Raw genomic sequence first — 13,294 nt, 5'->3', positions numbered from 1 at the left:
ATGGCGTTCGTCGAGGTCAGATCACTCCGCAAGACCTTCCCGGGGGTCGTGGCGCTCGACGACGTCGCTCTCTCGCTTGATCTCGGGAAGGTCCACGTTCTAGCGGGGGAGAATGGGGCGGGAAAATCGACCCTGATCCGCATCCTGACCGGTGTCTCCTCGCCGGACAGCGGAAGCCTGTCGATCGACGGGCAGGACGCTCTCGCCGACCCCTCGCGCTTCTCCCGGATTGCCTACGTGCCTCAGGAGCTCAACCTGTTCCGACACATGACGGTGGCGGAGAACCTGTTCATGCCGTTTGCCAGGGCTGGCTTCGACGGATTGACGCTATCGGGCGGCGCGCTCAGCCGGGCGACGCAGCCCTTCCTCGAGCGATTTGGCATACGCGCACGGCCCGCCCAGAAGGTGAGCTCCATCGCGGTCTCGGATCAGCAGCTGCTGCAGATCGCGCGAGCGTCGACGGCGAAGGGTTTCCAGGTGCTCATCCTCGATGAACCGACCTCCTCGCTTACCCACGCTGAGACCGATCGCTTGTTCTCGGTGGTCCGGGAGCTCAGGCGGACCGGCCACGCCATCGTCTTCGTCTCGCACAAGATGGACGAGATGTTCGGGATTGGCGATGTCGTCACCGTGCTGCGCAACGGCCGTAGCGTCGCACACCGGTCCATCGACGAGCTGAAGGAGCGCGACTTGATCCGGCTGATGTCCGGTGACGAGGTGGCGATCGACCAGAGCTTCCGCCCACAGCGCGGCCCCCGGCCTACCCCACCTCCCTCCGACGCGGTTGGTTTCGCCGCACCCCAATCGAAGCACCCTGAGGACGAAGCACCGCTGCTGGACGTCCTGCGCCTATCGGGGCGCGGGTTCAACGATATCTCGTTCCAGCTGCACCGCGGGGAGATCCTCGGCTTTGCAGGCTTGGTCGGCGCCGGGCGCAGCGAGATCATGCAGACGATCTTCGGCGCACGACGGGCGACATCCGGCTCGATCCAGTTCGAGAGGAAGCCGTGGCGGCTTGGGCGGCCGGATCTCTCGGTCGCCAGGGGGATGCTCTACCTCTCGGAAGAGCGCAAGCAGGACGGGATCCTGCCCCTGCTGAGCTTGCGGGAGAATATCGGCATCTCGATTCTCGGTCAGACTGCCCGGAGCGGTGTCATCTCATCCGGCCAGGAGCAGCGGATAGTCGACACGGTCATCCACGACTACGACATCAAGACCGACAGCCGCGAAAAGAAGATCAGGTTCCTGTCCGGTGGCAACCAGCAGAAGGCGATCATCGGCCGCGCCATGCAACAGCGGCCACGCCTGCTTATCTTCGACGAGCCAACCAAGGGCATCGACATCAAGACGAAAGTCGAGATTTACAGAATCATGAAGCGGCTCGCCGAGGAGGGCGTCGGCGTTATCCTCGTCTCGTCGGAGATGGCGGAGCTGCGGCGCTGCGCGACCCGGATCGTCACGCTCTACCACGGCCAGCTCACTGGCACCTTCGAAACCGAGAGCACCGACAACGACACGCTGATAGCCGCCATCATCGGCGCAGGAGCCAGTGAGCATGCCGCCTAGCGTCACCGCCGGAAAGTCTACGGAAGTCACCGGTCAACCGCCGCGCCGTCGGCTCAGCTCGCTCGCAGCGAACCAGTTGCTAGGCGTCGTGTTCGCGCTCGTCGCAATCTTCCTAGTCTCGGCGGCGCTGTCCCCCGAATTCTTGACCAGCTTCAACATGGTTATCATTGCCCGAACGCTGGCCTTCGTAGGGCTGGTGACGATCGGTCAGGCGATGCTCCTGATCCTGGGTGAGCTCGATCTGTCGGTTGGCGCGATTGGCGGCCTGGCCGCGGTGGCGGGTGGCCTACTGATGGTCCAGGCTGGGGTGAACGCGTGGCTGTCGCTACTCCTGTGCCTCCTGCTCGGCGCCGCGTGCGGGGCCGTGAACGGGCTTCTCGTCACCCGCCTTAGGCTGCACTCCTTGGTGCTAACCATTGGCATGGCCGGGGTCTATAGCGGCTTGAACCTTGTCTCCACCCGAGGGGTGGCCATCACTGGCATCCCCGATCAGATCGGCTTCCTGGGACAAGGTGTTGTGGCGGATCTACCGGTGCCGTTCCTGGTCATGCTGGGATGCCTGGCGGTGGCCGCGTTCCTGATGTTCCGCACGCCGTTCGGCCGCTACATCTACGCGATCGGCAACAACACGGCAGCCGCCCGGATGCTTGGGATCCGCGTCGACTTCATCCGCGTGGTGGTATTTGCGATCGCGGGGCTCTTGTCGGCGATGGCCGGTATTCTGATGGTGGCGCGCCTAGGAACGGCGCAGCCCTCGATAGGCGAGGATTGGGTGCTGCCGCCGATCGCCGCCGCCGTAATCGGCGGGGTCGCAACCACGGGCGGCATCGGCAGCCCGATCGGCGCCATCCTGGGGGCTGCCATTATCGGGATCATCGAGAACATCATCGTCCTTTATGGTGTGTCACCGTACTGGCAGTCCGTGGTCAGCGGCGGGATCGTGGTTCTTGCGATCTCGTTCGACTCCGTTGCCCGGCGCACCTTCCGGCGGGAGGAGTGAGGGACACGGTGGCAGAGAATGGTAAAGCTGGGATCGATTGACCCCGAGGGTTATCGGGCCGTGACAGCAGGATAACCAGAACCTGAATATTGGCTAACCGCGGTCTAGACCCAGATGATGGCAGGTTGTTCGTCGCTGCGCTCGAGGGGCGACACCTTCGGCTTGCGCAGGGTGATCGTGTGCCGGTGCTGGTCGACACGAGCGGCAACGCCCACGCGCTCAGCCGGATACTCGGTCGAGCGAGCGAAGAGCCTGGAGCGCGTATCCGGGCCTGCGACGTGGCGGACCGGCTGCGCGGCCTGGTGCTGCCACCACACGACCCGGGCGCGAGCCCCAGGGAGCCAAATCATGCCGACGCCGACACGCCCAGTTTCATGGTCAATCGACGACCTCAGAGAAATCCTGGGCGGAGGGGTCGAGGACGGGACAGCGATGGAGCAGCTGCGGACGGCGGATCGGAAGGGCCTGTTGCCAGTCAGCTTCGTGGCCATGCGGGCAGCCACGGCGGCAGACGCCCTGTTGCCGCTGCTCGAGCTCCTGGAGCCTCCGAGCGAGGCGGACGCGTCGAAGCTGGACCTGGTGCTGACACTTCTGGAGCGGATCGCCGAGAGCCAGATCGACATCGGGCAGCGGCTGGTCGCCATCGAGTCCAAGCTCGCCGGGACGCGCACCACCTCGCGGTAGCCATCGACGTCCAGCGCGAGCACCGCCTCCGGCTGCTGACCAGGCGCCTCACGCCCCGCGCTCCGCTGCCGCCGATCCGGCGTGCCGTTGCGCTATGCCCCGGCCTTGAGGGTGAGGAGGAGCGCTTCGCACGTCGCCGCCGATGGCTGGCGGTCGCATTGCGCGGCGCTTACGGGTTGGATTGGGTGCCGGAAGGGATAGCTCGAAACCTGCGCGCAGTGGATATCGATATAGCCCGCGGCGCGGTCATTCTCACCCTCACGTCGGGCACGCGGATTGTCGACAGGCAGGACCGGATTGATGTGGTGGGCGTTGTGGACGACGTCGCTGTCAGTGAGCTGGTCGAGGCGGTCCGCCGCCGTGGGTGGGATGCGGTCGAGGTCACAGGTGATGCGCACTTCCGGCGAGCTGTAGCTTGGGGTCTGGCTCTGCTCGATCCCCCAGTGGCGGTCGCCAGCAGCCCGCTCCTTGAGGCGGACCAAGTCGAGATTGAACGTCTGCGTCGCGTCAGTCGACGCGGCGAGCCGCAGCTAAATGCAAGCCGGAAGGACGGGTTCAATCCAAGCCTATGACAAGCAGGCCGCACGCTAGCTCTGGAGGATGAGCCATTGTCTCAGATAACTGACCGTGTGGTCGAAGACCTACGGTCCATAGTAGCAGGAGAACGAGCTGAAAGAGGGATTCAGCAGAGCGACCTGAGAAGTTGGGCCGAGGAGCTGAGATGCTGCGAGGTTCAGGTCCTTGACCGCATCGCGCTTTATCTCGCCCAAGAGTATCATCACGAGCGCCTCGACTTTAACTTTTGTGATGTGGTGATCAATAATCTGTGGGGCTGGAGCATTACCCACTACAAATCCATCAGCGACGAGCTAACCCAGGTCTACTTAGCGTTCGATGAGGGAGAGTTTCGCCACGTGGGCGATACACCAGACGCGGACCCAGCTGAAAAGTACACGCGCCGTTATATAGCGGAAATCATCGAACGCTTTGGCGACCGCTGACGGTCTACCTTGCCTCATCCTTGTGGTTAAATGGCCAAGCACATTCCTGCTCTCCTGCAGCTTCAGGCGGCCGAAGAGCCGTCTGGTCCCCGCCTCCGGTAAGCCCAGGCGGAGATCTGGCGACCTGTCGCACGGTGCTGACCTACACGCCGGATAGGCGCGCGATGAGCGTGATGATGGCTAGGACTAGGGCTAGGATATCGATGAACAGCATGAGGGAGCTCCACGAAGGGCGCGTTTGCCCAGTCGTTGCGGTATTTAGCTTTCAGTTATGGATGCCCCGATTTGCCGGATTAGCTCGCGACCATGGTCGCGAGGCTGGGCTATGAACGCAAAAAATCCCGCTGACAGGGGTCAGCAGGATTATGTCGGCTCAGGGAGTTGGACTCGATTCGTCCACCTCCTGTTATGTAGTCTCACGGCTGACAGATATGCAAGTACAACCTTCTGCAAGTAGTGAGCCGCAACGCCTACTGAAAAGCAGGCTGGTGGTGGTCGACGGACCCGCGGACTGGCAGCGTTTCGAGATACTGCTTGATCTGCGTGAGCTGCACCGGGCGCATCCCCCAGACATCGACCCCGACGTCGCAGCTTTGGCTGTCGCCAGGCAACGAACCGTGGCTGTGACCGTACAGGTGGATTGAGCCGTGGTGGGATTTCGGCCAGACGCGCATCCCGTAGTGCAGAAGCACGAGCCGGTAGCCCTCTACCGCAATCTCCGCCATAGGCTGGCTGCTCGCCCAGCCGCTCCAAGACCGGACCGTCTGGCTGTCGTGGTTACCGTGGATCAGGTGGATCCTGCCGCGTAGCTTCCGGGCGTAAGACTTGAAGTCACCGCGACACTTGTAAGCGAAGTCTCCAAGATGCCAGACGTCGTCATCCGGCTGCACGACTGCATTCCACTGTGCAACCAGGTCAGCATCCATCTCGTCGACGTCAGCATAGGGGCGCTGGCATAGGGACACGATCCGGCCATGCCCAAAATGCGTGTCGGCGGTGAACCAGGTCGTCATGTCGAACACACCAAGCGGTCAGTTTTCGGGTGCGGAGCACCCTGTAGACCCTATAATATAACCGTACGGTGTGTTTTGGGGAGGCTTAAATGGCTGGAATCGCGTCCGCAGCCGCGTTTGGTCCCCAGATCAGAGCCGCACGGAAGGCATACGGTCTCACGCAGGCTGAGGTGGCCATGACGACAAACTGCAGCGTCAAGTTCCTGATAGACCTCGAACGGGGCAAAGCTACGGCGCCCCTCAACAAGGTGCTGGCTGTCATCCATGCCCTCGGCGGCCGGGTAGAGATCAGGTTTCCGGATCCACCTAATGAGGACGGCAAGATCGACTGGGCTTAGGTTTAGCCACCGCAACGTGATCGAGCGCATGTTTTGTCGGCTGAAGGACTACCGCGGGATCGCCACCCGCTACGACAAGCTCGCCGCCAACTCCGCCAGCGCCGTCTACCTCACCGCTACCATCAGCTTCTGGTTATGTGTCCGAGCCCTGGGAGCCGTGTTCCAGCACAGGGCCATATTCCTGGCTGTTGACCCGTAGCCAATCATCAACATGCAGGAGGGCAGGCAGCACAGCCAGCCTATGGAGATAATCGCCGAAGAAGAGATCAGATAACCAGTTTGTCCGTTGGGGCACACTTGGCTCTGCTGGAACAGCAGCCGAAGAGGTTAGCTGGAGCCGTAACTCAGTCGCCGGGGAGGTTAGCTGGAGCCTTAATTGCATCATAGCTGCGTAGAATCGCAAGGCCGTGCAGGGCGGTCTGAAGCAGGACAGGGCAAGCTGATCGATGTAGAGGCGAAGAGTGGCAAGGCAAACAATTGTCTTGTCGGCGTCGGTGATCGGCATTGCGCAGATTGCTCGCCACCCGTCCTGAAGGGCCAGATAGTGGCTCAGGCGGCCAGCAGCCACGTAGTGGCTCAGGCGGCTGCCAGCATTTGAGTGTCTCATCGGGAGCAAGGTCATCGCGGCTGAGATTATCACCGGGGGCGGCTGATGATGACTGTACCGGCTCCTGTGCTAGCGCGCTAGCGCGAGCATGCTGGCGAATGACGATCGCCGCCTGAAGCGGAAGCTTCTTCTGAAGCCAGTTCCGGAACACGTCGTTCAGCGCTGTGTCAGCTCCCATAGCGCCAGTCCATCCCACGCGGCTTCATGCATACAGCCTGAATTTCCATCAACCTCTTTATGGTCGCTAGCAAGCTGGATGAAGGGGGATAGCAAGTTCTCTTCGACCGGCTTATCCAGAAACGCATGCTCAAGAACCTACACGGTTTGGCTTAGCGGAGAGCCGCGGATTGGGTAAGGGCCTGTAGGTGAGGACGCCGCTAGCCTGAGGGTTCATGACCAGAAGCACTTCTTCGTTCCGGCTCCAGGTAAGACTTGAAAAGAATGCTGCGAGACCCCGGTCATCAAGGTGGTTACAAGCTACACCGTAGGCTTCGATCTCTGGGGCTTTGTGTCCCCCAAAGTAGTCGTTCAGTCGCCTAAGTTCGCCGTGCTCATGATCTGAAAGCCACTTCTGGATCGCGTCCACGTTCTCCTGACTGGAGGGGCAGAAAAGCACGACCGTGGTAACGACGCTAATGAAACTCTCCATTTCGCCCGCGATGGCCTGAATGCCTGCTCTAGTCGATAGTGCTGATCAATTCGATACTAAGCGGCTGCATCACCACCCCCTAAGGGGGAGAGCCTTCTGTAGGCAACCGTCTGCAATACGCCGCGGTTGCCTTCGATCTGGAACCTTTTGCGACCGAGTGGAGGGCGTTCGATAGACTCGTTCACGGTGCAAAATCCAACAACGAGGTATATTACGGGAGAGGACCACTGTAATACCCCTGCCTTGGTAGCAGCAGGTTGAGATTTCATCATCTAGAGAGGCGCAGAGGAGCAAAACATGGCGCGGGCGTATATTGTGCATCTTGCAGCCATCCTGACCCTCTTCCCGAGTTCAGCGAGCCTCGCCGGAGAAGTCAGACGTTTAACGGGTTGGCAGAACATGCAGTTCGGCATGTCTGCAGAAGAGGTCCGAGCCGCGACCAAGCTGCCGCTCAAATGCGTAGCACCCCTACACCATCACCTTCATGAAGCAGTCATGCTCTACTCGGTTGCCACGACTATCGACGGTTACCCGGTTGAGCTTCAACTCAATTTCAGCAGCCTGACCAGGACGATACAGGGGTGTACAGGGGGGACGCTTTCGATAATACATATGAATTCTGGAGCCATTCGTGAGCCTTGCCTAATGATGAACGAGCTACGTCGCTACCTAAGCCAGACGTATGGGCAGCTTAATGTCATCGATAGCGGACAGAGTTCAAACGGAACCGGAACGTTTCCCACGGCATTCGGCAGATATTTCGGCAACTCTGCTAGGCTTTTCGTCGAAGCTATGGATAAAGAAGACGGGTGCAACTTCGAGATTACCTTCTCTGCCCCCAGCACCAATTACTAGCTACTCCCTCCACTTTGATGGCACCTCAGGACATAGGGCGGGTGATAGGCAGTGCTTCAGCAATGACCGTTCCACAGACGACCGTTTTCGTAACGCTTTCGGCAACTCTATAACCGATGCGATTAGCTCTCAATCGAACGTGTCAGGCTTGATGGCGCAGAACGCCTGGATCATCACCGTCATACGGCCGATACTCGCCAAGTATCTGATTCGCCCACGGTTGTCGCACCATTCACCGAGAGGCACACCGCTACAGGACTGACGGGCGGATGCCTCAAGCGCTTCATTCTGTGCCGCTGAAAGTCCATGTGCCGACATTTCCAGAGGCTGTTCATAGGCACCCATCGTGGCGTGCTGCCAGCGTTGTTCGGGACACCGCTGTGATAACGCTTGGTCAAGAGTAACCTCTGGCGTCTTGGCCATCGTCGCAGCACTGCCCAACGGCGTTGCCAGTAGAAAAGACAGGAAGGCTAGTCGCAGCTTCATCGTGCTCTGCTTCAAGATGACGTTGTGAAAAGATAATGCTGACCGCTTTGCGTTAGACCCTGCGTAGGCTGCTTATTCTTAAACCTGGGTAAATTAAGTTACCCTTGGGCTACTGGGGTGCAGCCTGCGTCTTCGACCTATGAAGCAGTCTACGAAAACCAAAGACACAGAGTAGGAACGCTGTCATGACTGCAACGACGAACGGTAGAATGATCATCAGCAGGATCATTCGTCGAACAGTCAGTGGAAGAGCTCGCATCCCGTTATAGATGCGGCTGTGGTAAAGCCAGGTCATAATCTTCGCTGCAAAGTCACCCTGACTGGCTGCTTTCTCCCATAGCTGCAACCCACTGGCCTCGTCCTTGGGCAACCCATCCCTGCCGTTCATATACATTATCGCTACGCGATCTTCGGCTGGCGTAAACCCCTGGTCCGAAGACCTTAAGTACCAGTGTAGAGCAGCTGGGTAGCTTTGTTGCAGACCTCGGCCTAGTCGATATCGCTGACCAAGTTGATACTCGGCGGCTGCATCACCACGTTGCGCAAAAGTAATTAGCTCCGGGACGGGTGTACTCGCGTTAGCATCGGCGAGGGCTGTCGTACTGGCGGAAGAGACCTCGAAGACGACTAGAACTACAACGAAAAGTCGTCGTCTCATAATTCAGACACTCTTTAGTCCGCAGCATTCACGACCCTATAAAGCCGTTACGGTACAGCACCATGACTGGCAAGTAATTTGAGGTCCGAAGATCTCACTATGGCACTCGCCCGTTCCAGAAACCTCCGTTTGCGGTACGATTCTCATAGCCAGGGTTTCCGGGGCCTGTAGCGTCCCGAAAACCCGTCCCGAATGAGAGTGCCTCCGATGCCCCGCAAACGCCTACCCACCAAGACCTTTAAGCCCGTCGTCCCGGCCGGGGCACCAGCACCCACCGATCCGCCGATGACATGGGGATACGCCCGCGTCAGCACGCTCGAACAGACCACCGCACCACAGGTCGATGCACTTGGATCCGCCGGAGTGCCCGCGGCGCATGTCATATCCGAGCAGATCTCCGGCGCCATACCAGGGGCGGCTCGACCGGGTCTGGCGGGGCTGCTGTCAGTGCTACGCCGTGGCGACACGCTAGCGGCTGCACGCCTTGATCGGCTGGGTCGGGATCCAGCCGACGTCCTCAGCCTGACCCGTAACCTGGATCGGGGTGGCATACGGCTCCGGCTGCTCGACCTCGGCGCTGACACCGGCACTCCTTCTGGCCGGGTGCTCCTGGCTGTTCTCGCCGCCGTGGCCGGTTGGGAGCGTGAGATCCTGATCGAGCGAACTCGGGACGGCCTGTCAGCGGCCAGGTCACGGGGCCAGGCTCTCGGGCGGCGCAGGTCGCTCTCGGCGCCTCAACGCCGACATGCGGTCGAGCTGGCTACCGCAGGACATAGCATCCGCGAGATCGGGCGGCGCCTCGGGTGCAGCGCCAGCATAGCGCATCGTGCGATCATGGAGGGACGAGGCGGAGTTCCGGGTGCCGTGTCAGAAGTCGTTCCGAGCTGAACACCGAAGCATCGCCCTATGGCAGGAGCTGCCGGTTCTGGCCTGCAGCCTGCTTGTACTGAGCGTGGAACTCGTCCAGATCAGCCTTGAGCTCCGGAAGGCTGGTAATCCACGCACGCTCCACACAAGGAAATGGAGGCGCGTAGCGTCTGCCGGGAGCCAGGCTATTGGTGGACTTCAACCGCGTCTGGAGGGACGAGGGCTGTCTTACAGTCGCCACTAGGAATGCGCCGCCGCTACCGCGCATATCGCTGGGTTCGATATCGAAGCTCTCGATGGTAGCCCAAGGAACGACACCCAGCTCCGGATATGAAAAGAAGGTCACGCCATCCCTGCTGGCAATATTCAGCATCGGACCATCCCCGCGCTTGAACCTAAGCAAGAACAGGATGACAAGAAGCAGGCTACCGCCAAACAGCACAAGGTAGACCGCGGTGGCCGGGGATTGCGCCTGCAGGGCGTGCAGGCTCTCAATTAGCATCCCAAGCGCAATAATAACAAAGACTACAAGTCCGCGGAGATTAGCTGCAAGTGTCACCCGGCGGCATATTCGGGAAATTCCAGCGCTATCCCGCTCCACCGTGATGTTGCTCATGCTCTAAGTCTCTTAGATCGCCGGAATCATGCGCGATGGTCGTCGTACCACCATTACGGTAACGATACCGAATGCTGACAATCTATTGCAAGGTATAGCGGCTGACAGCTAGCAGCGGTCGCTTTCGCCTAACAGGCAGTACCGAAGATAGCCCCGAGAACCCGACCAGCCGCTAGCCGACTGAGGGCTGTTCGGCTTAGGTCTAGACGTCCAAGCATAACCGTCCGGCAAGCAAGAAAGCGACCCTATTTAAACGGGTTCAGCATCTTCCGGCATGTGTCCGGCAAGGGACTACCCTATCCGGGCGCATCCAGCAGTCGTTCTAGTGGCCAGGCTGGCGTAGTGCATAGGTGCTCGCATCGGGGCAAATCGTTGAGTAGGTTTTCGACCGACTGTTGAAGTGATGACAATACCCGGGGAGTGAGGCCATATGTCGACGGACGGCATGCGGCCGAGGACGATGCCGTTCCAGCCGACGACCAGTGGTATCCGGAGCCTGGCAGCCTGCGTCGCCAGCTGGGCTTGAGCCAACCCGCCATGGCCGAGCTGCTGCATGTCCCGGTGGCCACGTGGCGCAACTGGGAGCAATCCCGTGTCAGGCTCGATCCGGCGGTCAAGACGCTGCTACGGGTCGTGCTGCGTGAGCCCGACGCCGTGCGTCGGGCGCTGGCGGGTCAGGCAGCCTGATCGCCGGGAACAAGGGGAATCACCCCGTCAAGTGAACGTTCGAGGGTCTACTTGTTCATGTCTGGAATTGTTGACGAAATCCAACGCGGCGCGCTGGACAGTTCGACCCCTCTTTCTGACCTCCTCCGCAAGGCAAAAGTCGTTGCATCGAAACTAGGCCAGCAGCAACCCTTAGACTGGGTTGAGTGTGAGTTGAACGGTTACGAGGGAGACGTCCCGGACTATCGGATCCTCCGCGGACTAGCGAAAGTCCGGAACCCCTACCATGGATGGCAGCCCTTCCTGATTGGAGACCTCAAGCTTCAGGAGCGGGTCTGCGGGCGGCATATGCTGAACCCGATCCGCGAACTCGAGCATCTCGTTTCCTCCAGGGGAGACATTCTTGTGCCCTTGCCCGACAGGCTTGCCGCAGATCTATGCGAGCTTGCTGGTACGTCGGCGCTTCCAATAGGCGTCTTTATCCCCAAGAACGGCGTGATCAAGGTTCTCGACATCGTTCGGACCAAGATCCTCGATTGGTCGTTGACCCTTCAGAACGCCGGAATTGAGGGGGAGGGCCTCTCGTTTTCCCCGGAGGAAAAGGCAGTGGCAAACAACCCGAACGTCACCTACCACATCGGCAGCATTGGAAGCTTTGCCGGGAACCTTGGAGGAACGGTTGGCCGCGATGTTCATGCGTCCTCCTCCCAGAAGGTAGCAGGCGAGCTTGAGAGGGTAGCCAAGCTCGTTCAAGAGATCCGTTCTTTGGACGGCAGGCTTGGACTGACCCCCTCCTCGGAACGGGAGATGAAGGCACACGTCTCAGCTCTCGAGGAAGAACTTGCGAAGCCAGCCCCGGCGACTGGCAAAATTTCAGGTATCATCAGGGCTATTGGCGCCATCGCGCAGAGCGTGGCCGGGACGGTTGTCAGCAACGGCATTCTTAGTTTGATAGATGGCGTCAGTCTGTAGCTGCGCAGAAATGCAGGCGACCATCGCAACGACGCGATAGCCGCTTGTGGTGGAAAGCGGAGCCCGAGCACGAGCTGTCAGCCATCCCCTGATAGCTGCGGGCGCTTATCGTGACGGCTACCCCTAGAAAGCTAGGTCGAGTGCAACCTTTGATTACTATCGAACGCGAAACACCGGATCAGCCGGAAGTGGCCTCTTTTCTAGAGGCGGCAGACAAACGCGCAGACACTCTCTACGCTTTGCAAAGCCGGTATGGCTCAGGCTTGCCAGCGCTGTTGTTGGCGGGTGTGCGCTACTTCGTAGCGCGCGAATGCGGTCAGGCCTTAGGCGGTGGTGGCTACGTGCGACTAGCCGAAGATAAAGCGGAGATGAAGCGCCTCTTCGTTGATCCCAATGCGCGCGGAAGAGGGATCGGAGGCTCCATTGTACACGCCATCGAGCGAGCTGCCGTGAAAGAAGGTGTGCAAACCCTATTTCTGGAGACCGGAATCAAATCAGCTGAGGCGCTGGCGCTGCACCGTAAGCTTGGTTTTCAGGAACGTCCCTCCTTCGGCAACTATGAGCACGATCCCCTAAGTGTCTTCATGATGAAGCAGCTTACGTTACCAAAAGGGTAGGATAACTCCGATATTGCCACTTAGCGGAGGTTTGCTTTGTGTCGAGAAGGGCGGCGAAGACGTCGCCCGCTGCCTAAAGTCGTAGGTGGTGGAAAGCCATGCTACAAGCGCCTCTTTGACAGGCTAGCAACGCCAGATGCCCGATTTCGTGGGCATAGGCTCGAATGGCGATGAGGCTTTGGGAGAGCGATCGTTGCGTTGAGACGGTGCTGGTGCTTGCACTTAAGTTTGTGCCGACCTAAAGCATATTCGCGATTCCTTGGCAGACCGCGACGCGAAAATAGATGCAGTACGAGGAATCAAGACCTCTCCGTCTTCCCTTGCGTTGCGCCCCGGAGACCGACGAAAGCCTGACTGGGTACATCCTTCGCCTCGCGCTTAGGAACCACCAGCTGAAATCAGCTTCCTTCGCCGCCGCTGCTGGAGTCCGCCAACTGCCGATTCTGTACCCCACCGCCGAACAGATCGATAGGCTTGCCGTTATGGCCGACGTCCCGGGGGACGTTTTGAGTAGCATGGGCGCCGAGCGAATACGAAGCTCGACAAGGAAAAAAGATGCCCGCCTACGAGGCTTTGCTATTCCCCGCGACTGGCTGTCTATACAGCGACGGGCTTGCCCTATCTGCCTCGAGGAATCCCCCTACCACCGGACTGTCTGGGATATCGCCCACGTCCGCGTCTGCGCCCGCCATTCCTGCA

Annotated in this window: 15 protein-coding genes and 2 pseudogenes; 13 read left to right on the top strand and 4 right to left on the bottom strand. The window is 59.9% G+C overall.

The genetic code is table 11. The annotated features are described in order from the left end of the window. The 5 genes from FE263_RS16930 to FE263_RS16910 all read left to right on the top strand — a co-directional run bounded on the left by FE263_RS16930 (position 1) and on the right by FE263_RS16910 (position 4,251). Complete coding sequence (locus FE263_RS16930; RefSeq protein WP_138327195.1) at positions 1-1,566, top strand: sugar ABC transporter ATP-binding protein; 1,566 nt, start codon at positions 1-3, stop codon at positions 1,564-1,566. Continuing rightward, positions 1,556-2,566, top strand: coding sequence for an ABC transporter permease (locus tag FE263_RS16925; protein ID WP_138327194.1), 1,011 nt, complete (start codon positions 1,556-1,558; stop codon positions 2,564-2,566). Before FE263_RS16930 ends, FE263_RS16925 begins: the two co-directional genes overlap by 11 nt. Before the next feature lie 348 nt (positions 2,567-2,914). Continuing rightward, the gene (locus tag FE263_RS16920) at positions 2,915-3,250 is read left to right on the top strand and encodes a hypothetical protein (RefSeq protein WP_171034160.1); all 336 of its coding nucleotides are present in this window, start codon (positions 2,915-2,917) and stop codon (positions 3,248-3,250) included. Positions 3,251-3,435: 185 nt separating this feature from the next. Then, complete coding sequence (locus tag FE263_RS22965; protein WP_408886209.1) at positions 3,436-3,822, top strand: LPD7 domain-containing protein; 387 nt, start codon at positions 3,436-3,438, stop codon at positions 3,820-3,822. Between the two features lie 36 nt (positions 3,823-3,858). After that, positions 3,859-4,251, top strand: coding sequence for a hypothetical protein (locus tag FE263_RS16910; RefSeq protein ID WP_138327191.1), 393 nt, complete (start codon positions 3,859-3,861; stop codon positions 4,249-4,251). A gap of 470 nt (positions 4,252-4,721) precedes the next feature. On the opposite strand, the gene FE263_RS16905 is transcribed toward FE263_RS16910, so the two are convergent. Further along, positions 4,722-5,264 carry a metallophosphoesterase family protein gene (locus FE263_RS16905; RefSeq protein WP_138327190.1) on the bottom strand — a complete coding sequence of 181 codons (543 nt, stop codon included), beginning with the start codon at positions 5,262-5,264 and terminating at the stop codon, positions 4,722-4,724. 89 nt (positions 5,265-5,353) lie between these two features. Here FE263_RS16905 and FE263_RS16900 point away from each other — a divergent pair, with 89 nt between their 5' ends. The 3 genes and pseudogenes from FE263_RS16900 to FE263_RS16890 all read left to right on the top strand — a co-directional run bounded on the left by FE263_RS16900 (position 5,354) and on the right by FE263_RS16890 (position 7,713). Further along, positions 5,354-5,602, top strand: a complete 249-nt coding sequence (locus FE263_RS16900) for a helix-turn-helix domain-containing protein (protein ID WP_138327189.1) — start codon at positions 5,354-5,356, stop codon at positions 5,600-5,602. 10 nt (positions 5,603-5,612) lie between these two features. After that, positions 5,613-5,738: pseudogene (locus tag FE263_RS16895) on the top strand (transposase); the annotation flags it as partial. Between the two features lie 1,417 nt (positions 5,739-7,155). Beyond that, entirely contained in the window at positions 7,156-7,713 is a 558-nt protein-coding gene (locus FE263_RS16890) for a hypothetical protein (protein ID WP_138327187.1), read from the top strand. A gap of 129 nt (positions 7,714-7,842) precedes the next feature. Here FE263_RS16890 and FE263_RS16885 read toward each other — a convergent pair whose 3' ends face one another. Both FE263_RS16885 and FE263_RS22960 read right to left on the bottom strand, forming a co-directional pair. Next, the gene (locus FE263_RS16885; protein ID WP_138327186.1) at positions 7,843-8,199 is read right to left on the bottom strand and encodes a hypothetical protein; all 357 of its coding nucleotides are present in this window, start codon (positions 8,197-8,199) and stop codon (positions 7,843-7,845) included. 109 nt (positions 8,200-8,308) lie between these two features. After that, on the bottom strand, positions 8,309-8,857 hold the full coding sequence (locus tag FE263_RS22960; protein ID WP_138327185.1) for a tetratricopeptide repeat protein: 549 nt from the start codon (positions 8,855-8,857) through the stop codon (positions 8,309-8,311). A 192-nt stretch (positions 8,858-9,049) separates the two neighbouring features. Here FE263_RS22960 and FE263_RS16875 point away from each other — a divergent pair, with 192 nt between their 5' ends. Beyond that, a complete protein-coding gene (locus FE263_RS16875) occupies positions 9,050-9,745 on the top strand; it encodes a recombinase family protein (protein WP_338086738.1) in 696 nt (231 codons plus the stop codon). A 16-nt stretch (positions 9,746-9,761) separates the two neighbouring features. On the opposite strand, the gene FE263_RS16870 is transcribed toward FE263_RS16875, so the two are convergent. Further along, the gene (locus FE263_RS16870; protein WP_138327184.1) at positions 9,762-10,340 is read right to left on the bottom strand and encodes a hypothetical protein; all 579 of its coding nucleotides are present in this window, start codon (positions 10,338-10,340) and stop codon (positions 9,762-9,764) included. A gap of 420 nt (positions 10,341-10,760) precedes the next feature. Between FE263_RS16870 and FE263_RS22605 the strand changes: the two genes are divergently transcribed. The 4 genes and pseudogenes from FE263_RS22605 to FE263_RS22955 form a co-directional block, all read left to right on the top strand. After that, on the top strand, positions 10,761-11,027 hold the full coding sequence (locus FE263_RS22605) for a helix-turn-helix domain-containing protein (RefSeq protein WP_240759818.1): 267 nt from the start codon (positions 10,761-10,763) through the stop codon (positions 11,025-11,027). A 57-nt stretch (positions 11,028-11,084) separates the two neighbouring features. Continuing rightward, a complete protein-coding gene (locus FE263_RS16860; RefSeq protein WP_138327183.1) occupies positions 11,085-11,978 on the top strand; it encodes an AbiTii domain-containing protein in 894 nt (297 codons plus the stop codon). Positions 11,979-12,118: 140 nt separating this feature from the next. Next, entirely contained in the window at positions 12,119-12,595 is a 477-nt protein-coding gene (locus FE263_RS16855) for a GNAT family N-acetyltransferase (protein WP_171034157.1), read from the top strand. Between the two features lie 284 nt (positions 12,596-12,879). After that, positions 12,880-13,287, top strand: a pseudogene (locus tag FE263_RS22955) (TniQ family protein); the annotation flags it as partial. Between the last annotated feature and the right edge of the window lie 7 nt (positions 13,288-13,294).

It is taken from the genome of Lichenicoccus roseus (genome assembly GCF_005844085.1).
Classification (GTDB): domain Bacteria; phylum Pseudomonadota; class Alphaproteobacteria; order Acetobacterales; family Acetobacteraceae; genus Lichenicoccus; species Lichenicoccus roseus.
The sequence above is the reverse complement of the archived record's forward strand: the minus strand, read 5'-3'. Positions and strand labels throughout refer to the sequence as shown.

Bases quoted from the DNA above. Each gene is read 5' to 3' on its own strand.
- FE263_RS22960 (WP_138327185.1), bottom strand. From the start codon at position 8,857: ATGAGACGACGACTTTTCGTTGTAGTTCTAGTCGTCTTCGAGGTCTCT.
- FE263_RS16930 (WP_138327195.1), top strand. From the start codon at position 1: ATGGCGTTCGTCGAGGTCAGATCACTCCGCAAGACCTTCCCGGGGGTC.
- FE263_RS16905 (WP_138327190.1), bottom strand. From the start codon at position 5,264: ATGACGACCTGGTTCACCGCCGACACGCATTTTGGGCATGGCCGGATC.
- FE263_RS16920 (WP_171034160.1), top strand. From the start codon at position 2,915: ATGCCGACGCCGACACGCCCAGTTTCATGGTCAATCGACGACCTCAGA.
- FE263_RS16875 (WP_338086738.1), top strand. From the start codon at position 9,050: ATGAGAGTGCCTCCGATGCCCCGCAAACGCCTACCCACCAAGACCTTT.
- FE263_RS16885 (WP_138327186.1), bottom strand. From the start codon at position 8,199: ATGAAGCTGCGACTAGCCTTCCTGTCTTTTCTACTGGCAACGCCGTTG.
- FE263_RS16900 (WP_138327189.1), top strand. From the start codon at position 5,354: ATGGCTGGAATCGCGTCCGCAGCCGCGTTTGGTCCCCAGATCAGAGCC.
- FE263_RS16925 (WP_138327194.1), top strand. From the start codon at position 1,556: ATGCCGCCTAGCGTCACCGCCGGAAAGTCTACGGAAGTCACCGGTCAA.
- FE263_RS16870 (WP_138327184.1), bottom strand. From the start codon at position 10,340: ATGAGCAACATCACGGTGGAGCGGGATAGCGCTGGAATTTCCCGAATA.
- FE263_RS16890 (WP_138327187.1), top strand. From the start codon at position 7,156: ATGGCGCGGGCGTATATTGTGCATCTTGCAGCCATCCTGACCCTCTTC.
- FE263_RS16860 (WP_138327183.1), top strand. From the start codon at position 11,085: ATGTCTGGAATTGTTGACGAAATCCAACGCGGCGCGCTGGACAGTTCG.